This is a genomic window from Enterobacter cloacae complex sp. 309I3 (assembly GCF_050031595.1).
GTDB lineage: Bacteria > Pseudomonadota > Gammaproteobacteria > Enterobacterales > Enterobacteriaceae > Enterobacter > Enterobacter cloacae.
Genome location: NZ_JBLGWI010000001.1, coordinates 2980609 through 3002710 on the forward strand (window position 1 = coordinate 2980609; position 22102 = coordinate 3002710).

Below are 22102 nucleotides of genomic sequence, written 5' to 3' on the forward strand. Positions count from 1 at the left end.
TTTCACCCTTAAGAGGATTACGCTGGCCTGATGACGCAACAAGCGTCGATTCTTTGCGCAACACGGTCACAGTAAAACCCGACACCGATCAAGTAATGAAAAAAAACAACAACATTATCTTGTCGACTGTTACCCTTTATGGAAGCCACGAGGGTAATATCGGCTAAATCGAATCTCAATTTCATCTATGGATGAAATCGTTTACACCCATGAGCGTCCTGTTAACATGAACATGCTGGAAAAAATCCAGTTTCAACTGGAACACCTTAGCAAATCCGAGCGAAAAGTGGCTGAAGTTATTCTCGCCTCGCCTGCTCAGGCGATTCATTCAAGCATCGCCGCTCTGGCACAGGATGCAGGCGTCAGCGAGCCGACGGTGAATCGGTTCTGCCGGAGCCTGGAAACGCGTGGCTTTCCTGATTTTAAACTGCATCTGGCACAAAGTCTGGCAAATGGTACGCCCTATGTTAATCGCAATGTGGATGAAGACGACAGCGTAGATGCATACACGGCGAAAATATTTGAATCGGCCATGGCCACGCTTGACCACGTGCGTCAGTCGCTGGATATGAGTTCCGTTAACCGGGCGGTCGATTTACTGACCCAGGCCAAGCGAATTGCTTTCTTCGGACTCGGTTCGTCGGCTGCCGTGGCGCATGACGCCATGAATAAATTCTTCCGCTTTAACGTCCCGGTCATTTATTCCGATGACATCGTGTTGCAACGCATGAGCTGTATGAATTGTAGCGAGGATGACGTGGTGGTCCTGATTTCCCATACCGGGCGCACCAAAAGTCAGGTTGAGCTGGCGCAGCTGGCGCGTGAAAACGATGCCATGGTTATCGCCCTCACGACGGCAGGCACGCCGCTGGCAAGAGAAGCCACGCTCGCCATCACTCTGGACGTTCCGGAAGATACGGATATCTATATGCCAATGGTCTCCCGTCTGGCGCAGCTGACGGTGATTGACGTCCTGGCAACCGGTTTTACCTTACGCCGCGGCGCTAAATTCAGAGATAACTTGAAGCGTGTCAAGGAAGCGCTCAAGGAATCGCGTTTTGATAAAGAATTGCTTATAAAGAGCGATGTTCCCTGATAGTAGATAACTAAGACGTAACGAATAATTACGATGTAACGATTTACGGCATTCGGTCCCCTCGCGGTTGCTTTGCAGCAGATGAAGGCCGATTCAATCTTCACGCAACACCAAAGTTGTTTCAGTCAACGGAGTATTACATGTCCAGAAGGCTTCGCAGAACCAAGATCGTCACCACCTTAGGCCCGGCCACCGATCGCGATAATAACCTCGAAAAGATTATCGCCGCGGGTGCCAACGTGGTGCGTATGAACTTCTCTCACGGTACGCCAGAAGACCATAAATTACGTGCCGACAAAGTGCGTGAGATCGCGGCTAAACTGGGCCGCCATGTTGCTATCCTCGGTGACCTGCAGGGTCCAAAAATTCGTGTCTCGACCTTCAAAGAAGGCAAAGTTTTCCTCAATATCGGCGATAAATTCCTGCTTGATGCCAACCTGGGTAAAGGTGAAGGCGATAAAGAGAAAGTGGGTATCGACTATAAAGGTCTGCCGGCTGACGTTGTGCCTGGCGATATCCTGCTGCTCGACGACGGTCGTGTTCAGCTGAAAGTGCTGGAAGTTCAGGGGATGAAGGTGTTCACCGAAGTCACCGTCGGCGGCCCACTCTCTAACAACAAAGGCATTAACAAGCTCGGCGGTGGCCTGTCTGCCGAAGCGCTGACCGATAAAGACAAAGCGGATATCGTTACCGCGGCGCTGATCGGCGTGGACTATCTGGCCGTCTCCTTCCCGCGCTGCGGCGAAGACCTGAACTATGCCCGTCGTCTGGCGCGTGATGCAGGCTGCGACGCGAAAATCGTAGCAAAAGTTGAACGTGCGGAAGCCGTTTGCGATCAGGATGCCATGGACGACGTGATTCTGGCGTCTGACGTGGTGATGGTTGCCCGTGGCGATCTGGGTGTGGAAATTGGCGACCCGGAACTGGTCGGCATCCAGAAAGCGCTGATCCGTCGCGCGCGTCAGTTGAACCGCGCGGTGATCACCGCAACCCAGATGATGGAATCCATGATCACCAACCCAATGCCGACCCGTGCAGAGGTGATGGACGTGGCTAACGCCGTGCTGGACGGTACCGATGCGGTCATGCTTTCCGCTGAAACCGCAGCCGGTCAGTACCCGGCAGAAACCGTTGCCGCGATGGCGCGCGTCTGTCTGGGCGCGGAGAAGATCCCAAGCATCAACGTCTCTAAACACCGTCTGGACGTGCAGTTCGACAACGTGGAAGAAGCGATTGCGATGTCCGCCATGTATGCGGCTAACCATCTGAAGGGCGTCACGGCGATCATCACCATGACCGAATCAGGCCGTACCGCGCTAATGACGTCCCGTATCAGCTCCGGTCTGCCGATCTTCGCGATGTCCCGCCACGAGCGCACGCTGAACCTGACGGCGCTGTACCGCGGCGTAACCCCGGTTTACTTCGACAGCACCAATGACGGTGTGGCAGCGGCGCACGATGCCGTTAATCTGCTGCGCGACAAAGGCTACCTGGTATCCGGTGATATTGTCATCGTGACCCAGGGTGATGTCATGAGCACCATCGGCTCAACCAACACCACCCGCGTATTGACCGTCGAATAAACAGATGTTCCCCTCTCCCCCACGGGGAGAGGGTCAGCGTGAGGGGTTTTATTTCTTTGGGTAAAGTTCTTTGCGCTGATACGGCTCTTTCTCGCCAGGCTTACGCGTTTTGAGCAACTTCAGGATCCACGTGTATTGCTCAAGATGCGGCCCCACCAGCACCTCCACCTCTTCATTCATGCGACGCGCGATGGTGTTATCGTCTGCGGTCAGTAAGTCGTCCATCGGCGGGCGAACCTCAATGCTCAGACGGTGCGTATTGCCATCGTAGACCGGGAACAGCGGAATAACCCGGGCGCGGCAGACTTTCATCAGACGGCCAATCGCCGGAAGCGTCGCCTTGTAGGTAGCAAAGAAATCGACAAACTCGCTGTGCTCAGGACCGTGATCCTGATCCGGCAGATAGTAACCCCAGTACCCCTGTCGCACGGACTGAATAAACGGCTTGATACCATCGTTACGGGCGTGAAGGCGTCCACCAAAACGACGACGCACGGTGTTCCAGACGAAATCAAAGACTTTATTACCCTGGTTATGGAACATGGCCGCCATCTTCTGGCCCTGAGATGCCATCAGCATGGCCGGAATATCCACTCCCCAGCCGTGCGGAACGAGAAAAATCACTTTTTCATCGTTGCGGCGCATCTCGTCAATGATCTCCAGCCCTTTCCAGTCAACACGCTTAAGGACCTTTTCTGGCCCTTTTAGCGCCAGCTCTGCCATCATCGCCATGGCCTGTGGCGCGGTGGTATACATGTCATCAATAATCGCTTCGCGCTCGGCATCGCTCTTTTCCGGGAAGCAGTAGTAGAGATTGATTTGCGCGCGACGGCGGGCACTTTTGCCCATTCGTCCTGCAAGACGGCCAATTTTCCCCAGAACGGGATCGCGCACAGAGGCTGGTAACATTGCAATGCCAGCAAACGCGTAAACGCCAAGCCAGGCGCCCCAGTTACGCGGGTGGCGAAAGGATTTTTCAAACTCAGGAATGAACTCAATATTGTTTTTTTTGGTTTCCATGCTGGTTCCAGGGTCTGGTGATGCAAAATATAATGACGATAGTGTAGCGAGGCAGCGCCCCACGCACAAAAGAAAAAGCCGGCGCTTACTGACGCCGGCTTTAGACAAAACGGAAGGGTTTAGTCGAAACGCAGTTGCGGCACAACCTCTTTCACCTGCGCCAGGTAATCTTTACGATCTTTACCCGTCAGCCCTTCGGTGCGCGGCAGTTTCGCCGTAAGCGGGTTTACCGCCTGCTGGTTGATCCACACTTCATAATGCAGGTGCGGCCCCGTAGAACGCCCGGTATTGCCTGAGAGGGCGATACGGTCGCCACGTTTCACTTTCTGGCCTGGTTTCACCAGCAGCTTACGCAGGTGCATATAACGGGTGGTATAAGTGCGACCATGACGGACCGCAACATAGTACCCGGCAGCCCCGCTGCGTTTGGCGACAACCACTTCACCATCTCCCACTGCCAGCACCGGTGTGCCCTGCGGCATGGCGAAGTCCACGCCACGATGCGGCGCCACGCGCCCGGTGACCGGGTTCAGACGACGCGGGTTGAAGTTGGATGAGATGCGGAACTGTTTCGCCGTTGGGAAGCGCAGGAAGCCTTTCGCAAGCCCGGTACCGCTGCGGTCATAGAATTTGCCGTCTTCAGCGCGAATGGCGTAGTAATCTTTGCCATCAGAGCGCAAACGTACACCCACCAGTTGGCTCTGCTCACGCTTGCCGTCCAGCATTTCGCGGGACATCAGTACGGAGAACTCATCACCTTTTTTCAGCTTACGGAAATCCATCTGCCACTGCATGGCTTTGATAACCGAGCTGATTTCAGCGCTGGTCAGGCCCGCATCACGCGCGCTGGAGACAAAGCTTGCGCCTACGGTCCCTTTCATCACGCTGTTAACCCAGTCACCCTTCTGCAACTCGCTGGTCATCTTGAAACCGTTTGCAGTGCGGTCGTAGGTGCGCGTTTCGCGACGGGACATTTCCCAGGTCAGGCGCTGCAGATCACCCTCTGGCGTTAACGTCCAGGAGAGCTGCTGGCCAATTTTCAGATTACGCAGATCTTTATCTGCGGCAGCCAGCTGGCTGATATTCCCCATGTCAATGCCGTACTGGTTCAGCACGCTGCTCAGCGTATCGCCAGTGGAGACCACATATTCATGGATCCCGGCTTCATTCTCGGTTTTATCGTCCAGCTCATCCTGCGGAATGGCTTCATCTTCCTGAGCCGCCTGGTCGATAGGCTCACTGGCCTCCGGCAGCAGAGAACGGATTTCGTTCTTCTCAAGCTCGATGGTTTTGATGATAGGGGCAGAACTCGGGTGGTAAACATAGGGCCGCCAGACGGCGACCGCTAAGGTGAGAACTGTAAGCGACCCCAGCATAACGCGATGGGGTCGGGGCAGATTGTTAAATGCCAGGGCGACAGAGCGGGCTATCTGTTGCACGTATTCACTTCCTCGTTAATCTCCTTTCAGGCAGCTCGCATACTGGTTCGCCAGTTGAGTGAGGAACTGCGAATAGCTCGCTTTACTCAACTGGATGTTCGTTCCTAGCGGGTCAAGGGTTCCCATGCGCACGGATGTTCCCCTGGCCACGGCTTCTACGACCGCTGGCCTGAACTGTGGCTCAGCAAAAACGCAGGACGCTTTTTGCTCAACCAACTGTGTTCTGATCTCATGTAAACGCTGCGCACCAGGCTGAATTTCAGGGTTGACGGTAAAATGCCCACGCGGGGTCAGGCCGTAGTGTTTTTCGTAATAGCCATAGGCGTCATGAAAAACGAAATACCCTTTTCCTTTCAGCGGTGCCAGCTCGTTACCCACCTGCTTATCGGTTGCGGCTAATTGTGCCTCAAAATCTTTCAGGTTGGCGTCTAGTTTGGCTCGACTTTGCGGCATAAGTTCCACTAATTTGTCATGGATTGCAACCGCCGAAAGCCGCGCTATCTCTGGGGAGAGCCAAAGATGCATATTGTACTCACCGTGATGGTGATCCCCGTCACCTTTTTCATCATGAGCATGATGACCTTCGTGTTCGTCACCGTCGTCATCACTCCCCTTCATGAGCAACGGTTTCACGCCAGAAAGTTCGGCAATGGTGACCTTTTTCGTGTCCGCGATCTGGTTCGCAGACTTCTGCATGAAGGCTTCCATCTCCGGCCCAATCCAGACAACTAAGTCCGCGTTTTGTAAGCGTTTTACATCGGATGGACGCAGGGAATAATCATGCTCAGAGGCACCATCGGGCAGCAGAACCTGGGTTTCCGTCACCCCATCTGCAATGGCCGATGCAATGAATCCCAGCGGTTTGAGCGAAGCGACAACGGCAGCGTTAACATCTTGTGCTGTTGTGCCCCAAAGGGCAGCGGATAATGCTGCGAAAAGAAGCGTATTTTTATGTAACATAATGCGACTAATCATCGTAATGAATGCGTGGAATGTGATATTATAACATTCGTTGACTTCTGCAAGCTTAAATTGACATGACAACTTTGGTTTCTCTTGAAAATGTTTCGGTCTCTTTCGGTCAGCGCCGCGTCCTTTCTGACGTGTCGCTGGATCTGAAGCCCGGTAAAATTCTGACGCTGCTCGGTCCGAACGGCGCGGGTAAATCCACCCTTGTGCGCGTGGTGCTGGGGTTGGTAGCCCCTGATGAAGGTGTCATCAAGCGTGAAGAAAAATTGCGTATCGGCTACGTGCCGCAAAAATTACATCTCGATGCCACGCTGCCGCTGACCGTCAGCCGCTTCCTGCGCCTGCGCCCTGGTACGCGTAAAGCCGATATTCTTCCGGCGCTGAAACGTGTCCAGGCGGGCCACCTGGTGGACGCGCCACTGCAAAAACTGTCCGGCGGGGAAACCCAGCGCGTGTTACTTGCCCGGGCGCTGCTCAGCAGCCCCCAGCTGCTGGTACTGGATGAGCCAACGCAGGGTGTGGACGTCAATGGTCAAGTCGCGCTTTACGATTTAATTGACCAGCTGCGCCACGAACTGAACTGCGCAGTGCTGATGGTCTCCCACGACCTGCATCTGGTGATGGCGAAAACCGACGAAGTGCTCTGTCTGAACCATCATATCTGCTGTTCCGGCACGCCTGAAGTGGTGTCAATGCACCCCGAATTTATCTCTATGTTTGGCCCTCGCGGGGCTGAACAACTGGGTATTTATCGCCATCATCATAACCACCGCCATGATTTACAGGGACGAATTGTCCTGCGCCGGGGAAATGGACCCTCATGATTGAACTGTTACTGCCCGGCTGGCTGGCCGGGATTATGCTCGCCTGCGCCGCGGGTCCGCTTGGCTCGTTTGTGGTCTGGCGCAGAATGTCCTATTTCGGCGATACCCTGGCCCATGCTTCACTGCTGGGCGTGGCTTTTGGTTTGCTGCTGGACGTCAACCCGTTCTATGCGGTGATTGTCGTTACGCTGCTCCTCGCCGCCGGTCTGGTCTGGCTGGAAAAACGCCCTCACCTCGCCATTGATACCCTGCTCGGCATTATGGCGCACAGCGCGCTGTCGCTGGGCCTGGTGGTAGTGAGCCTGATGTCCAATATCCGCGTTGACCTGATGGCCTATCTGTTTGGCGACCTGCTCGCCGTGACGCCTGAAGATCTCATTGCTATTGCCATTGGCGTGGTGGTGGTGCTGGGTATTCTGCTGTGGCAGTGGCGTAATTTGCTGGCGATGACCGTCAGCCCGGATCTGGCGTTTGTAGACGGCGTGAAGCTGCAGCGGGTGAAACTGCTGCTGATGCTGGTGACGGCGTTAACCATCGGCGTGGCGATGAAGTTCGTCGGTGCGCTGATTATTACGTCGCTACTGATTATTCCTGCGGCCACCGCGCGTCGTTTTGCCCGTACGCCGGAGCAGATGGCAGGCGTGGCGGTGATTATCGGGATGATTGCGGTAACGGGCGGGTTAACCTTCTCGGCGTTCTATGACACGCCTGCGGGGCCGTCAGTGGTGCTGTGTGCGGCGGTGCTGTTTATTTTCAGTATGATGAAGAAGACCGCTAGTTGATATCGAGGGCGCTGATGCCCTCACCCTAACCCCTCTCCCTTTGGGCTGAGGAATCCCCAGTAATTTTTTACCGAAAGCGATGAATGTTGCTTCAGGAAAATGAATGACTTACAGCGACGCCCTGGTCCGGCTGTAAATCGCTGAGGCGTTTCCTGCAGGCGGGGCGAGGCGCAGGCATGCGCTGATAGGGTGGCTTTACAGGGACGTTACATCCGCCCGTCCCCGATAAGCCGGAAGGAATAAGCCGAAGGCACCGCGAAGCGGCGATTTACCGCCGGGAGCCCGGGTCGCCAGGGCGGTGGCGACTGAGCCGCCCTGGCACGTTCACGGATCATGTTGTTGCAGAGTAGCAAGGAACATAAAGTGAACGGAATGACCTCCACAGCCGTATGTTCCCCCTGCCCAGCCCTCTCCCAAAGGGAGAGGGGGCCGTCTGTGCAGGCATTATTTATGGGGATCCCTCAGCCCTTTGGGAGAGGGAATTAAGCATTACGGCATTGCCGGTGGCGTGATACCAAAATGATTCCACGCCCGCACCGTGGCCATACGCCCACGCGGGGTACGTTGCAGGAAGCCCTGCTGGATCAGATACGGTTCGAGTACATCTTCAATTGTCTCGCGCTCTTCCCCGATTGCCGCCGCCAGGTTATCCAGCCCGACCGGCCCGCCAAAGAATTTGTCCAGCACCGCCAGCAGCAGCTTGCGGTCCATGTAGTCAAAACCCTCAGCATCGACATTCAGCATATCCAGCGCCTGAGCAGCAATTTCGGCAGAAATAGAACCATCGTGCTTCACTTCTGCAAAGTCACGGACGCGGCGCAGCAGGCGGTTAGCGATACGCGGTGTTCCGCGCGAACGCTTCGCCACTTCAAATGCCCCCTCTTCGCTCATATCCAGCCCCATATAGCGGGCACTGCGGCCCACGATATGCTGGAGGTCGGCGACCTGATAGAACTCGAGGCGCTGCACAATACCAAAGCGGTCGCGCAGTGGAGAGGTTAACGACCCGGCGCGGGTGGTGGCGCCAATCAGGGTAAACGGCGGCAGATCGATTTTGATCGAACGCGCGGCAGGGCCTTCGCCGATCATGATATCCAGCTGGTAGTCTTCCATTGCCGGATAGAGAACCTCTTCCACCACCGGCGACAGGCGGTGGATCTCATCGATAAACAGCACGTCGTGCGGTTCAAGATTGGTCAGCATCGCCGCCAGATCGCCTGCTTTTTCCAGCACCGGGCCAGACGTGGTACGCAGGTTCACGCCCATTTCATTGGCAACGATATTCGCCAGGGTGGTTTTCCCCAAACCCGGAGGACCGAAAATCAGCAGGTGATCGAGCGCATCGCCGCGCAGCTTTGCCGCCTGGATGAAGATCTCCATCTGGGAACGCACCTGCGGCTGGCCAATATACTCATCAAGCAACTTCGGACGGATCGCACGATCCACCACGTCGTCTGCCTGAATAGTGCCTGCCGATACCAGGCGATCTGCTTCAATCATCCTTTACCTCACAATGCAGCGCGCAGCGCTTCACGAATCAGAGTTTCACTGCTGGCATCCGGTTTGGCAATTTTGCTCACCATTCGGCTGGCCTCCTGAGGTTTATAGCCCAGCGCCACCAGCGCGGCAACCGCTTCCTGCTCGGCATCATCATCCGACACAGGCGCACCCGGCGAAGTCAGCACCAGATCGGCAGCAGGGGTAAAGAGATCGCCATGCAGGCCTTTAAAGCGGTCTTTCATCTCAACAATCAGGCGCTCTGCCGTTTTCTTACCAATGCCCGGGAGCTTAACCAGCGCGGCAGGATCTTCGCGCTCAACGGCATTCACGAACTGCTGGGCGGACATACCGGAGAGAATGGCCAGCGCCAGCTTCGGCCCGACGCCGTTGGTTTTAATCAGCTCGCGGAACAGGGTGCGTTCCTGTTTGTTGTTGAAGCCATAGAGCAGTTGAGCATCTTCACGCACCACAAACTGGGTAAAGACAATCGCCTCTTTGCCCGCGTCCGGCAGCTCGTAGAAGCAGGTCATTGGCATATGGACTTCATAGCCCACGCCGCCAACTTCCAGCAGCACTAACGGGGGTTGTTTTTCAATGATGATGCCTCTGAGTCTGCCTATCACGTGACGCTCCTGCGTTCTGGAAAATTATTGATTTGCGACATAATAAAAAAAGGCTGGATAAACATCCAGCCTGTTTTCTCATTATCGTAACCTGCCTCGCGCCAGATTGAGCCGCGACTCACTCATTTGCATCGCGTTCTGGCTGACATGACAGTGGGTGATCGCAATTGCCAGCGCATCGGCGGCATCGGCCTGCGGGTTCGCGGGGAGCTTCAACAGGGTACGCACCATATGCTGCACCTGGCTTTTCTCCGCGCTACCAATCCCGACCACCGTCTGCTTGACCTGTCTTGCCGCGTATTCAAATACCGGAAGATCCTGGTTCACGGCAGCAACAATTGCCACGCCCCGCGCCTGACCGAGCTTTAACGCCGAATCGGCGTTTTTCGCCATGAAGACCTGCTCGATGGCGAAATAGTCAGGCTGAAACTGGGTGATAATCTCCGTCACGCCTGCATAAATGAGCTTCAGTCGCGACGGCAGATCTTCGACTTTGGTGCGAATACAGCCACTGCCAAGGTAGGTTAACTGGCGTCCAACCTGACGGATAACGCCGTAACCGGTGACGCGTGAGCCGGGGTCAATCCCAAGGATAATCGACATCACGCGTCTCCCGTAAACGGTTTAAACGCTCTCATCAGAGAGTCGCTGCAACCTCATCAGAGATCTCACCGTTGTGATACACTTCCTGCACGTCGTCGCAGTCTTCAAGCATGTCGATCAGACGCAGCAGTTTTGGTGCCGTTTCAGCATCCATATCCGCTTTGGTGGACGGGATCATGGAGACTTCAGCGTTGTCGGCTTTCAGGCCCGCCGCTTCCAGCGCATCACGTACTGCGCCCATCTCTTCCCACGCGGTGTAGACATCGATAGCGCCATCGTCGAAGGTGACTACGTCTTCCGCACCCGCTTCCAGTGCCGCTTCCATGATGACATCTTCGTCGCCTTTCTCGAAGGAGATGACGCCTTTTTTGCTGAACAGATACGCTACAGAACCGTCAGTCCCCAGGTTACCGCCGGTTTTGGTGAACGCATGGCGCACTTCTGCAACGGTACGGTTACGGTTGTCGGACAGACATTCAACCATTACCGCGGTGCCGCCAGGACCGTAACCTTCATAAATGATGGTTTCCATGTTCGTGTCTTCATCACCGCCCACGCCACGAGCGATAGCACGGTTCAGGGTGTCACGCGTCATGTTGTTGGACAGCGCTTTATCTACTGCCGCACGCAGACGTGGGTTAGACGCCGGATCGCCGCCGCCCAGACGCGCTGCTGTCACCAGCTCGCGAATGATTTTGGTAAAGATCTTACCGCGCTTGGCATCCTGTGCCGCTTTGCGGTGTTTGGTGTTGGCCCACTTACTATGACCTGCCATAAAAAGTTCTCCAAAAATCGCGCCTTTTCAGGCTGCGTTAATTACAAATTCTTCAATCGCCTGCCGGTTGCTCCACGATTTGGTCAGTGCGGCGGCATCCGCCGCATCCACCCAGCGGTAGGTCAGATGTTCAGTGAACACGATCTCCCGTTCGTGAGGGAGCGCGAGACAGAACCACGATTCCGTGTTGCGCTCGATACCCGGTGCATAGCGATGACGTAAATGGCTAAAAATTTCGAACTCCACCGTGCGCTGACAGTCCTTCAGGGTCAGTTGCTCGCAAGCAACGTCAATGGTGACCTCTTCCTTTACTTCACGCGCGGCGGCCTGCGGCGCGGTTTCGCCCTCTTCCAGACTGCCGGTAACCGACTGCCAGAATTCAGGGTCATCGCGCCGCTGCAACATCAGCACCCGCTTCGTGTCCTGAGCGTAAATTACAACTAAGACAGAAACGGGACGCTTATATGCCATATCAGTTTTTCTCTTCCTTTTTCACCACGTCGATACCCAGCTCAGCCAGCGCGGCCGGGTTAGCGAAGCTTGGCGCTTCGGTCATCAGACACGCCGCTGCGGTGGTTTTCGGGAAGGCAATAACGTCACGGATGTTGTCGGTGCCGGTCAGCAGCATAGTCAGACGGTCGAGACCGAATGCCAGGCCTGCGTGAGGCGGCGTACCGTACTTCAGCGCATCCAGCAGGAAGCCGAACTTCTCGCGCTGTTCCTGTTCGTTGATGCCCAAAATGCCGAACACCGTCTGCTGCATCTCACCGCTGTGAATACGCACGGAGCCGCCGCCCACTTCATAGCCGTTGATAACCATATCGTAGGCGTTCGCGACTGCCTCTTCCGGTGCCGCTTTCAGCTCTGCCGCCGTCATGTCTTTTGGCGAGGTGAACGGGTGGTGCATGGCAGTCAGGCCGCCTTCACCGTCGTCTTCAAACATCGGGAAGTCGATAACCCACAACGGCGCCCATTTGCTCTCGTCGGTGAGGTTCAGATCTTTGCCCAGTTTCAGACGCAGCGCGCCCATTGCATCGGCAACAATTTTCTTGTTGTCAGCGCCGAAGAAGATCATGTCGCCATCCTGTGCGCCGGTGCGCTCAAGGATCGCTTCTACAATCTCCGCGTTCAGGAACTTCGCCACCGGGCTGGTGATACCTTCCAGACCTTTCGCACGCTCGGTTACTTTAATATAGGCCAGACCTTTCGCGCCGTAGATCTTGATGAAGTTGCCGTAGTCGTCAATCTGCTTACGGCTAAGCGCTGCACCGCCCGGTACACGCAGGGCTGCTACGCGACCTTTCGGATCGTTAGCCGGGCCGGCAAACACCGCAAACTCAACGGATTTCACCAGGTCAGCAACGTCCACCAGCTCCATAGGGTTACGCAGGTCTGGTTTGTCGGAGCCGTAACGACGCTCGGCTTCGGCGAAGGTCATAATGGGGAAGTCGCCCAGCTCCACGCCCTTCACGTCATTCCACAGGCTGCGCACCAGCGCTTCCATCACTTCACGCACCTGCTCAGCGGTCATGAAGGAGGTTTCCACATCGATCTGGGTAAATTCTGGCTGACGGTCAGCGCGCAGGTCTTCGTCACGGAAGCATTTTACGATCTGATAGTAGCGATCGAAGCCGGACATCATCAGCAGCTGTTTAAACAGCTGTGGAGACTGCGGCAGCGCGTAGAATTTGCCTTTATGAACGCGGGATGGCACCAGGTAATCGCGCGCGCCTTCCGGCGTGGCTTTGGTCAGCATCGGGGTTTCGATATCGAGGAAACCGTGGTCATCCATAAAGCGACGCACCAGGCTGGTGATTTTCGCACGGGTTTTCAGGCGCTGTGCCATCTCCGGGCGACGCAGATCCAGGTAGCGGTATTTCAGACGCGCTTCTTCAGTGTTGACGTGGTTGGAGTCCAGCGGCAGCGCTTCAGCACGGTTGATGATCGTCAGATCGGAGGCCAGCACTTCAATGGCACCGGTCGCCATATCTGCGTTGACGTTTTTCTCGTCACGCGCACGTACGGTGCCGGTGACCTGAATGCAGAACTCATTACGCAGCTCAGAAGCCAGCTTCAACGCGTCCGCGCGATCCGGATCGAAGAACACCTGAACGATACCTTCGCGGTCGCGCATATCAATGAAGATAAGGCTACCAAGATCACGACGACGGTTGACCCAACCACACAGGGTCACCTGCTGTCCGACGTGGGACTGACGCAGCTGCCCGCAATATTCTGTACGCATGAGATATCCCTTAATTAGCCGCAGGCTAAATGTCGCCTGGTATGCAGGCTACTATGTCGCAGCTTTCTGTATGTCACAACTGGATGAAAAAAGGCGGCTATTATACTGGAAATTCCGCCGGACGATAAGAGCGAAGCACGGCCAGACGCACGTTTGCTGCGCTCTTATTGCGCATTCTCACAAAAATTAACAAAATTATCCGACCGATAACAGGCCATAACGTCGTAAGGTGTAACGGAAGCGATTCATTTAACTGGAGTTACCATGCTGACACTTGATGCCCGCAAAACCGCCCTGGTGGTGATTGATCTACAGGAAGGGATCCTTCCCTTTGCCGGTGGCCCGCACACCGCTGATGATGTCGTCAGCCGTGCCGCCCGTCTGGCGGAAAAATGCCGCGCCAGCGGCGCACCGGTTGTCATGGTGCGCGTTGGCTGGTCGGCCGATTTTGCCGAAGCGTTAAAACAGCCGGTTGATGCCCAGGCACCCGCGCACGCTCTGCCGGAAAACTGGTGGACGTATCCGGTCTCGCTCGGCAAACGCGACAGCGATATCGAAGTGACCAAACGCCAGTGGGGCGCCTTCTACGGCACCGACCTGGAGCTACAGTTGCGCCGCCGCGGTATCGACACCATTATCCTGTGCGGGATCTCCACCAACATTGGCGTGGAATCCACCGCCCGTAACGCCTGGGAGTTGGGCTTTAACCTGGTGATTGCCGAAGACGCATGTAGCGCGGCTTCTGCGGAACAACACCAGGGCAGCATGACCCATATTTTCCCGCGCATCGGTCGCGTGCGCAGCACGGATGAGATTTTAAGCGCGTTATGATGTATGTGGGCCTGCCCCAGTGGTCGCACCCGAAATGGGTGCGCCTTGGCATAACCAACCTTGAAGAGTACGCCCGGCACTTTAACTGCGTGGAGGGCAACACCACGCTGTATGCCCTTCCCCGGGCAGAGATTGTCGAGCGCTGGCGGGATCAAACCACGGATGATTTCCGCTTCTGCTTTAAATTTCCGGCAACCATCTCCCATAACGCCGCCCTGCGTAACTGCGGTGATTTAACCGAAGAGTTTTTTGGCCGAATGTCGCCACTGGCAAACCGTATCGGCCAGTACTGGCTGCAGCTTCCCGCCACCTTTGGTCCGCGCGATCTGCCCGCGCTCTGGCCATTCCTTGATGGCCTGCCCCGGGACTTTACCTACGGCGTGGAAGTGAGACATCCTGAATTTTTTGCCAAAGGCGAAGTGGAGAAAGCACTCAACCGGGGATTGCATGAGCGCTCAGTCAACCGCGTCATCCTTGACAGTCGTCCTGTTCACAGCGCAATTGCGCATAACGAAGCCATTATTGATGCCCAGCGCAAGAAGCCCAAAGTCCCGGTCCACGCCATCGTAACCGCGCACAATCCGATGGTCCGGTTTATCGGCAGCGACAATATGCAGCAAAATCAGGAGATGTTCGCCGTCTGGCTGCACACGTTAGCGAAATGGGAACAGACCACCACGCCGTATCTTTTTTTACATACGCCGGATATCGCCCAGGCCCCCGAACTGGTCGATACGCTCTGGCAGGCCCTGCAAACCGCGGTTCCGTCGCTCGGCAGCGCGCCCTCCATCCCACAACAATCTTCTCTTTTCTGAGATCACGCCATATCATAGAGACGCCATCTGCCAAAACACAGGGAGTTTGTATGGTCAGCGCGTTGTATGCGGTGCTAGGTGCATTACTGCTGATTAAATTTTCATTTGATGTTGTGCGACTCAGAATGCAGTACCGCGTCTCATACGGCGACGGGGGGTTTTCCGAACTGCAAAGCGCTATCCGTATCCACGGCAACGCGGTTGAGTACATTCCGGTGGCACTCATTTTGCTGCTGTTTATGGAGATGAATGGCGCCGAAACCTGGATGGTACACATTTGTGGCCTGCTGCTGATTGCGGGTCGGTTAATGCATTATTACGGCTTTCACCACCGCTTATTCCGCTGGCGTCGTTCCGGCATGAGCGCGACATGGTGTTCGCTTTTGCTGATGGTGCTGGCTAACCTTTGGTATATGCCGTGGGAGTTGGTTTTCTCCTTCCGTTAGCGCACAATACGCCACTTTATTTTTCCCGGATTTTTACGTTATGTCAGATCGCGACACGCTTTTTTCCGCGCCTATCGCCAGCCTGGGCGACTGGACCTTCGATGAACGGGTAGCCGAAGTCTTCCCGGATATGATCCAGCGCTCTGTTCCCGGTTATTCCAATATTATCTCCATGATCGGCATGCTGGCTGAGCGCTTCGTTCAACCCGGCACGCAGGTGTATGACCTGGGCTGCTCGCTCGGCGCGGCAACGTTGTCGGTACGTCGTAACGTTCATCACGAAGGCTGTAAAATCATTGCCGTCGATAACTCCCCGGCGATGGTTGAACGCTGCCGCCGTCATATTGATGCCTGGAAAGCGGCAACTCCGGTCGAGGTCGTTGAAGGCGACATTCGTGACATCGAAATCCACAACGCCTCGATGGTCGTGCTGAATTTTACCCTGCAGTTCCTGGTGCCCGATGACCGCCAGCGGCTGCTGGACAAAATTTATCAGGGCCTTAACCCCGGTGGCGCGCTGGTGCTGTCTGAGAAATTCAGCTTTGAAGACGCGACCGTCGGCGAACTGCTGTTCAACATGCACCACGATTTCAAACGTGCAAACGGCTACAGCGAGCTGGAAATTAGCCAGAAACGCAGCATGCTGGAAAACGTGATGCTGACGGACTCCGTGGAAACCCATAAAGCGCGTCTGCGCCAGGCAGGCTTTGAGCACAGCGAACTGTGGTTCCAGTGCTTTAACTTTGGCTCCCTGGTGGCGCTGAAAGCTGAGGACGCGGCATGATTGAGTTCGGTAACTTCTATCAGCTGATTGCAAAAAACCATCTCTCCCACTGGCTGGAGACGCTGCCTGCGCAGATTGCCACCTGGCAGCGCGATCAGCAGCATGGGCTGTTGAAGCAGTGGTCAAATGCGGTGGAGTTTCTGCCGGAGCTGACGCCTCACCGTCTGGATCTGCTGCACAGCGTCACGGCAGAAAGCGCAGAGCCGCTGCCCGCCGGGCAGATTAATCGTATCGAAACGCTGATGCGTAACCTGATGCCGTGGCGCAAAGGACCGTTTTCGCTCTACGGGGTGAATATCAATACTGAATGGCGCTCCGACTGGAAATGGGATCGCGTGCTGCCGCATCTCTCCGACCTGACCGGGCGTACCATTCTGGACGTCGGCTGCGGTAGCGGTTACCACATGTGGCGCATGATTGGCGCGGGCGCGCATTTAGCCGTTGGCATCGACCCGATGCAGTTATTCCTGTGCCAGTTCGAAGCCGTGCGTAAGCTGCTGGGTAACGACCAGCGCGCGCATTTGCTGCCGCTGGGCATTGAGCAACTGCCCGCGCTGAAAGCGTTTGATACCGTCTTCTCCATGGGCGTGCTTTACCACCGCCGTTCCCCGCTGGAGCATTTATGGCAGCTGAAAGATCAGCTGGTCAGCGGCGGCGAACTGGTGCTGGAAACGCTGGTGGTCGAAGGCGATGAAAATACCGTTCTGGTTCCCGGCGATCGTTACGCGCAAATGCGCAACGTCTACTTCATTCCTTCCGCGCTGGCGCTGAAAAACTGGCTGGAGAAGTGCGGATTTGTGGATGTGCGCATCGCCGACGTCTGCGTGACCTCCATCGAGGAGCAACGCCGCACGGAGTGGATGGTGACCGAATCGCTGGAGCAGTTCCTTGATCCAACCGACCACAGCAAAACCGTTGAAGGCTATCCGGCGCCAATGCGTGCGGTGTTGATTGCCACGAAGCCGTAGCCTTTTAGCCGGGTGGCGGCTGCGCCTTACCCGGCCTGGTCATCGCAGGTTTTCTCCAAAATATTTCAAGTTGCAGCAAGGCGGCAACGCAGCGAATCCCCAGGAGCTTACATCAGTAAGTGACTGGGGGGAGCGAGGCAGCCAACGCAGCTGCGGCTTGAAATATGAAGGAGAAAAAAAGGCCCCTGTGTAATTGGCAGGGGCCTGGTACAAGCAAGCATCATATTGGGCGACATGATGCGCGGTAAAAATCGGTACGTTGCTACACGTGATGACGTTCAATCAGCGATTTCATTTCCGCAACCGACTCTCCATCTACACCGTAGCGTGAGTACTCATCCGCTTCAGCATCCGTCGACATAGACAACCCTGTGTTGCGATAACGCATGGGCGACGGTATCCATTTCCCGGCAGAGCTGTGAAGCTCTTCCACCCCGGCGTTTAAAAACAGTTCCAGATTGCTGGCACGGACTCCCGCACCCGCCATTATTATTGGAACACCGGAATGTGCTTTTAGTTCCGTAATTAATTGCAGTCCTTTTTCAGCCGACGACTGCTGGCCCGATGTCAGCACACGCGCCACGCCAAGTTCCGCAAGGGTATCAAAGGCTTGCAATGGTTTTTTACACATATCGAACGCGCGATGAAATGTTACCGCCATCCCATTTGCGGCCGCCATTACCTGGCGCATCCGCGGTACATCGACGTTACCTTCTTCATTGAGCAGTCCCGTCACCAGCCCCGGAAAACCCAGATCGCGAACAAGGGCGATATCGTCAAGCATGGCATTGAACTCACCTGCCGTGTAACAAAAATCACCGCCCCGAGGACGAATGATAGGGTGTACCGGAACGGTGACAGCCTGACGGGCAGACTTCAACACACCGTACGAGGGCGTTAACCCCCCTTCTTTCGGTGCCGCGCACAGTTCAATGCGGTCAGCCCCCCGCTGTTGCGCCGTCACGGCACACTCCACGCTGTAACAGCAAATCTCCAGCAGCGCCATCCACTCCTCCTTAAATTTCGCGTAATGCACCATCATGACACGCCGCTCCCGGTCGGTCTTCGCGTGTCGTCACAACGCTTACTCTTCGCTGGCAACAATCTGTTCTATCGTCCAGGGATGGAACTTCACCGTCACCTGTCCGTTAGTCACGGCCAGCGTCGGGTTTGGTAAACGCTCGCGCTCGCCTTTTGGTGAACTCGTTTTCACAAAGATACCCGGCTTGCTCAACCCCTCATCAGACAGTAGCGCCAGCGCGCGCGCATTCAGCGTTTCGGGCTCGCCTGGCAGCACGATTTCGATGTGCTCCCAGCCTTCATGCGGGTAACGTTTTTCTCCCGGCCACGGCAGTTCAACAACGCTAAACTGCCAGTGCGCTACGCAGACCGGCTCATGCAGTTTAAACAGACAGATAGGACGGCCGTTGATGATGTTCTCAGAGAGCAGTTCCCCGCACTGTTCAAACCCGCGACGCCAGCGCTCGGCGGTGGCGTTCTGATGACAGCGCAAGGAGATGTGATCGGCCTCAAGCGGTGCGATGTCCAGACCAAGACGGGTGGCAAGTTCTGTGAACGCCTGGGTGAAGCGCGGTAAATCTGCGGAAATATCATGCAGTTCGTCAATGGATTGCCAGTTCGCCATAAATCAGTCTCTTATCGTGTCGCAAAGCCGCTAATTTACTCTGTTGCCCCCTTTTGACCAACCGCGGAATGACGCTTTTTATGACTGCATGATTATGCATGCTTTCTTAGCCTGGATTCTGCGCAATCTTCGCCCCCCGCAATGCTGACGCCAGAAGGCATTTGCAGTATACTCCCGCCCTCATTCTTTAACTGGCGCGGGTGGCAGTCAGCCCGCATCAAAAACGTAAGGTATCCAGGTGAATATTCAGGCTCTTCTCTCAGAAAAAGTCAGTCAGGCACTGATTGCCGCAGGTGCGCCTGCGGATTGCGAACCGCAGGTTCGTCAGTCAGCGAAAGTACAGTTTGGCGACTATCAGGCTAATGGCGTGATGGCAGTGGCTAAAAAACTGGGCATGCCGCCGCGACAACTGGCTGAGCAGGTGCTGACTCATCTGGATCTCACCGGCATTGCCAGCAAAACCGAAATCGCGGGCCCGGGCTTTATCAACATTTTCCTTGAGCCGGCCTTCCTGGCAAGCCACGTTGACGCAGCGCTGAAATCTGACCGTCTGGGCGTAACCCAGCCAGAGCCACAGACCGTGGTGATTGACTACTCCGCGCCAAACGTCGCGAAAGAGATGCACGTTGGCCACCTGCGCTCCACCATCATCGGTGACGCGGCAGTACGCACCCTTGAGTTCCTCGGTCACAAGGTGATCCGCGCGAACCACGTTGGCGACTGGGGTACCCAGTTCGGTATGCTGATTGCTTACCTGGAAAAACAGCAGCAGGAAAACGCGGGTGAAATGGCGCTGGCGGACCTGGAAGGGTTCTACCGTGAAGCCAAAAAACACTACGACGAAGATGAAGCCTTCGCCGAGCGCGCGCGTAGCTATGTGGTGAAACTGCAGGGCGGCGACCCGTACTTCCTGGAGATGTGGCGCAAGCTGGTGGACATCACCATGTCCCAGAACCAGCTCACCTATAACCGTCTGAACGTCACCCTGACCCGCGACGACGTGATGGGTGAAAGCCTCTATAACCCAATGCTGCCGGGCATTGTGGCCGACCTGAAGGCCAAACATCTGGCGGTTGAGAGCGAAGGCGCAACGGTCGTATTCCTTGATGAGTACAAAAACAAGGAAGGCGAACCGATGGGCGTGATCATCCAGAAAAAGGATGGCGGCTACCTCTACACCACCACCGATATCGCCTGTGCGAAGTACCGTTACGAAACGCTGCATGCTGACCGCGTGCTGTACTACATCGACTCCCGTCAGCACCAGCACCTGATGCAGGCGTGGACTATCGTGCGTAAAGCCGGTTATGTTCCCGATTGCGTGCCGCTGGAACACCACATGTTCGGCATGATGCTGGGTAAAGACGGCAAGCCGTTCAAAACCCGTGCGGGCGGTACGGTGAAGCTGTCCGACCTGCTGGATGAAGCGCTGGAACGCGCCCGTCGCCTGGTGGCAGAGAAGAACCCGGATATGCCGGCCGAGGAGCTGGAAAAACTGGCGAACGCCGTGGGTATCGGTGCGGTGAAATACGCGGATCTCTCCAAGAACCGTACCACCGACTATATCTTCGACTGGGACAACATGCTGGCGTTTGAAGGTAACACCGCGCCGTACATGCAGTATGCCTACACCCGCGTGCTCTCGGTGTTCCGTAAAGCGAATATCGATGAAAGCGTGCTGGCGAATGCGACCGTCACCATTACCGAAGATCGCGAAGCCCAGCTGGCGGCCCGTCTGCTGCAGTTTGAAGAGACGCTGTCCGTGGTTGCACGCGACGGTACGCCGCATGTGATGTGTGCTTACCTGTACGATCTGGCCGGTCTGTTCTCCGGCTTCTACGAGCACTGCCCTATTCTGTCTGCGGAAAATGAATCGGTCCGCAACAGCCGCCTGAAGCTGGCGCAGCTGACGGCGAAGACCCTGAAGCTGGGTCTGGATACCCTGGGTATCGAAACCGTAGAACGTATGTAATACAAAAAACCCGGCTATCATCGCCGGGTTTTTTTATGATCAGAAGTACTTCCGCAAATACTCCGTCAAACAGAGGATTGCCATTGCCTGACCGTACGGCATCGACGTCAGCGGGATCTGGCGGTAAAACTCCAGATCGCTCCCCATCCCGGTTCCGAACGACGTTTGCAGCAGCTCCCCTTCCGGCGAGATGTTTTTCACAATCCCTCTGATGGCTTTCTCCGCGACCTCAGCGTATTCCGCCGCCACATAGCGTTTACGCACGGCCTTAAGTATACCGTAGGCAAAGCCTGCCGTGGCCGACGCCTCCAGGTATGAGTCTGGATCGTCGAGCAGCGTATGCCACAGGCCACTGTCGTCCTGACATGTCGCCAGCGCGGCAATCTGCGCATTGAGCACCTGCGTCAGATAACGGCGCACGGCGTTGTTTTCCGGCAGATCAACCAGTTCGAGGAAGTCCGGGATCACAATGGTGAGCCAGCTGTTGCCACGCGCCCAGCGGGCATGGGCAAAGTTATGGTTGCCGTCATAGTTCCAGCCGTGGAACCACAACCCGGTCTCCCGGTCCATCAGGTTCTGCACGTGCAGCAGGAACTGGTACACGGCCTCCTCAACGTATTCCGGTTTGTTCAGCAGCTTGCCAATTTTGGCCAGCGGCAGGACCGTCATCATCAGCGTGTCATCCCACATCTGCTGCGCGTTCTCTTCCGCCAGGGTAATGTGCTGCATGCCGCCGTGTTCGGTACGCGGCATCTCATGCATCGCCCACTCCGCCCAGCTCTCCAGCCACGGCAGCCAGGCCGGATTTCGGGTCTCTTCATAGCGGTACGCCAGCGTCAGGAACGGCGACATGGTATTCACGTTTTTGGTGGTTGCCCCTTCCGCAAAACGGTCCGCAAACCAGCTGTCGATAATGTCGCGCATTCCGTCGTCGCCGGTCTGGCAGTAGTACTGCCAGATACCGTACAACCCGACGCCGTGCGTCCACTCCCACCCTGCCCAGCCTTTGGTATCTATGACGCGCCCGTCGTCCAGCCGCAGCAAAAATTCACCCGTTTTGTCGTGGATATTGACCAGGTTATGCGTCACCTTCTGAATCAGCGATTTCAGCTCGTCCCTGGCGATAAAACGCTCTGGCTGACGCAGCAAGGGGCTATGTTTGACAGGCCAAACTTTCATCAT

The 22102-nt window shown here is 55.9% G+C and carries 22 protein-coding genes; 10 read left to right on the top strand and 12 right to left on the bottom strand.

The window, feature by feature from the left end; genetic code table 11:
- The first annotated feature begins 226 nt into the window (after positions 1 to 226).
- The gene (locus ACQG22_RS14150) at positions 227 to 1096 is read left to right on the top strand and encodes a MurR/RpiR family transcriptional regulator (RefSeq protein WP_029882312.1); all 870 of its coding nucleotides are present in this window, start codon (positions 227 to 229) and stop codon (positions 1094 to 1096) included.
- A 140-nt stretch (positions 1097 to 1236) separates the two neighbouring features.
- Complete coding sequence (gene pyk, locus ACQG22_RS14155; RefSeq protein WP_013096092.1) at positions 1237 to 2679, top strand: pyruvate kinase; 1443 nt, start codon at positions 1237 to 1239, stop codon at positions 2677 to 2679.
- Between the two features lie 48 nt (positions 2680 to 2727).
- On the opposite strand, the gene lpxM is transcribed toward pyk, so the two are convergent.
- The 3 genes from lpxM to znuA form a co-directional block, all read right to left on the bottom strand.
- Positions 2728 to 3699 (bottom strand): lauroyl-Kdo(2)-lipid IV(A) myristoyltransferase, encoded by a 972-nt coding sequence (lpxM, locus tag ACQG22_RS14160; RefSeq protein ID WP_040019981.1) that lies wholly within the window; start codon positions 3697 to 3699, stop codon positions 2728 to 2730.
- A gap of 119 nt (positions 3700 to 3818) precedes the next feature.
- Entirely contained in the window at positions 3819 to 5138 is a 1320-nt protein-coding gene (gene mepM, locus ACQG22_RS14165) for a murein DD-endopeptidase MepM (protein WP_013096090.1), read from the bottom strand.
- 15 nt (positions 5139 to 5153) lie between these two features.
- On the bottom strand, positions 5154 to 6098 hold the full coding sequence (znuA, locus tag ACQG22_RS14170) for a zinc ABC transporter substrate-binding protein ZnuA (RefSeq protein ID WP_013096089.1): 945 nt from the start codon (positions 6096 to 6098) through the stop codon (positions 5154 to 5156).
- Positions 6099 to 6175: 77 nt separating this feature from the next.
- Between znuA and znuC the strand changes: the two genes are divergently transcribed.
- Together znuC and znuB are read left to right on the top strand one after the other, a co-directional pair.
- A complete protein-coding gene (znuC, locus tag ACQG22_RS14175) occupies positions 6176 to 6931 on the top strand; it encodes a zinc ABC transporter ATP-binding protein ZnuC (protein WP_148790593.1) in 756 nt (251 codons plus the stop codon).
- The gene (znuB, locus tag ACQG22_RS14180; protein ID WP_013096087.1) at positions 6928 to 7713 is read left to right on the top strand and encodes a zinc ABC transporter permease subunit ZnuB; all 786 of its coding nucleotides are present in this window, start codon (positions 6928 to 6930) and stop codon (positions 7711 to 7713) included. The genes znuC and znuB overlap by 4 nt, the downstream gene beginning before the upstream one ends.
- Before the next feature lie 489 nt (positions 7714 to 8202).
- On the opposite strand, the gene ruvB is transcribed toward znuB, so the two are convergent.
- The 6 genes from ruvB to aspS all read right to left on the bottom strand — a co-directional run bounded on the left by ruvB (position 8203) and on the right by aspS (position 13459).
- A complete protein-coding gene (gene ruvB / locus ACQG22_RS14185; protein ID WP_013096086.1) occupies positions 8203 to 9213 on the bottom strand; it encodes a Holliday junction branch migration DNA helicase RuvB in 1011 nt (336 codons plus the stop codon).
- An 8-nt stretch (positions 9214 to 9221) separates the two neighbouring features.
- On the bottom strand, positions 9222 to 9836 hold the full coding sequence (gene ruvA, locus ACQG22_RS14190) for a Holliday junction branch migration protein RuvA (RefSeq protein WP_013096085.1): 615 nt from the start codon (positions 9834 to 9836) through the stop codon (positions 9222 to 9224).
- Between the two features lie 81 nt (positions 9837 to 9917).
- On the bottom strand, positions 9918 to 10439 hold the full coding sequence (gene ruvC / locus ACQG22_RS14195) for a crossover junction endodeoxyribonuclease RuvC (protein ID WP_013096083.1): 522 nt from the start codon (positions 10437 to 10439) through the stop codon (positions 9918 to 9920).
- 34 nt (positions 10440 to 10473) lie between these two features.
- Entirely contained in the window at positions 10474 to 11214 is a 741-nt protein-coding gene (locus tag ACQG22_RS14200; RefSeq protein WP_013096082.1) for a YebC/PmpR family DNA-binding transcriptional regulator, read from the bottom strand.
- A gap of 27 nt (positions 11215 to 11241) precedes the next feature.
- Positions 11242 to 11685, bottom strand: coding sequence for a dihydroneopterin triphosphate diphosphatase (nudB, locus tag ACQG22_RS14205; protein WP_023620451.1), 444 nt, complete (start codon positions 11683 to 11685; stop codon positions 11242 to 11244).
- Position 11686: 1 nt separating this feature from the next.
- Positions 11687 to 13459, bottom strand: coding sequence for an aspartate--tRNA ligase (aspS, locus tag ACQG22_RS14210; protein ID WP_013096080.1), 1773 nt, complete (start codon positions 13457 to 13459; stop codon positions 11687 to 11689).
- Between the two features lie 264 nt (positions 13460 to 13723).
- Between aspS and ACQG22_RS14215 the strand changes: the two genes are divergently transcribed.
- From ACQG22_RS14215 to cmoB, 5 genes are read left to right on the top strand one after another with little or no spacing between them, the layout of a single operon-like run.
- Positions 13724 to 14290 (top strand): hydrolase, encoded by a 567-nt coding sequence (locus tag ACQG22_RS14215; RefSeq protein WP_029882314.1) that lies wholly within the window; start codon positions 13724 to 13726, stop codon positions 14288 to 14290.
- Entirely contained in the window at positions 14287 to 15105 is an 819-nt protein-coding gene (locus ACQG22_RS14220; protein WP_369706657.1) for a DUF72 domain-containing protein, read from the top strand. Before ACQG22_RS14215 ends, ACQG22_RS14220 begins: the two co-directional genes overlap by 4 nt.
- A gap of 50 nt (positions 15106 to 15155) precedes the next feature.
- Entirely contained in the window at positions 15156 to 15551 is a 396-nt protein-coding gene (locus ACQG22_RS14225; protein WP_013096077.1) for an MAPEG family protein, read from the top strand.
- Positions 15552 to 15591: 40 nt separating this feature from the next.
- Entirely contained in the window at positions 15592 to 16335 is a 744-nt protein-coding gene (gene cmoA / locus ACQG22_RS14230) for a carboxy-S-adenosyl-L-methionine synthase CmoA (protein ID WP_013096076.1), read from the top strand.
- Positions 16332 to 17303 (top strand): tRNA 5-methoxyuridine(34)/uridine 5-oxyacetic acid(34) synthase CmoB, encoded by a 972-nt coding sequence (gene cmoB / locus ACQG22_RS14235; RefSeq protein ID WP_013096075.1) that lies wholly within the window; start codon positions 16332 to 16334, stop codon positions 17301 to 17303. The genes cmoA and cmoB overlap by 4 nt, the downstream gene beginning before the upstream one ends.
- Positions 17304 to 17565: 262 nt before the next feature.
- Here the strand turns inward: cmoB and cutC are convergent, their stop codons facing one another.
- A complete protein-coding gene (cutC, locus tag ACQG22_RS14240; RefSeq protein ID WP_369706665.1) occupies positions 17566 to 18309 on the bottom strand; it encodes a copper homeostasis protein CutC in 744 nt (247 codons plus the stop codon).
- Between the two features lie 78 nt (positions 18310 to 18387).
- Positions 18388 to 18948, bottom strand: a complete 561-nt coding sequence (locus ACQG22_RS14245) for a VOC family protein (RefSeq protein ID WP_369706656.1) — start codon at positions 18946 to 18948, stop codon at positions 18388 to 18390.
- 238 nt (positions 18949 to 19186) lie between these two features.
- Here ACQG22_RS14245 and argS point away from each other — a divergent pair, with 238 nt between their 5' ends.
- Positions 19187 to 20920 carry an arginine--tRNA ligase gene (gene argS / locus ACQG22_RS14250; protein WP_029882318.1) on the top strand — a complete coding sequence of 578 codons (1734 nt, stop codon included), beginning with the start codon at positions 19187 to 19189 and terminating at the stop codon, positions 20918 to 20920.
- A gap of 39 nt (positions 20921 to 20959) precedes the next feature.
- Here argS and ACQG22_RS14255 read toward each other — a convergent pair whose 3' ends face one another.
- Positions 20960 to 22099: a glycoside hydrolase family 88/105 protein gene (locus ACQG22_RS14255; RefSeq protein WP_013096071.1), complete on the bottom strand. Its 1140-nt coding sequence runs from the start codon at positions 22097 to 22099 to the stop codon at positions 20960 to 20962.
- Positions 22100 to 22102 lie beyond the last annotated feature (3 nt).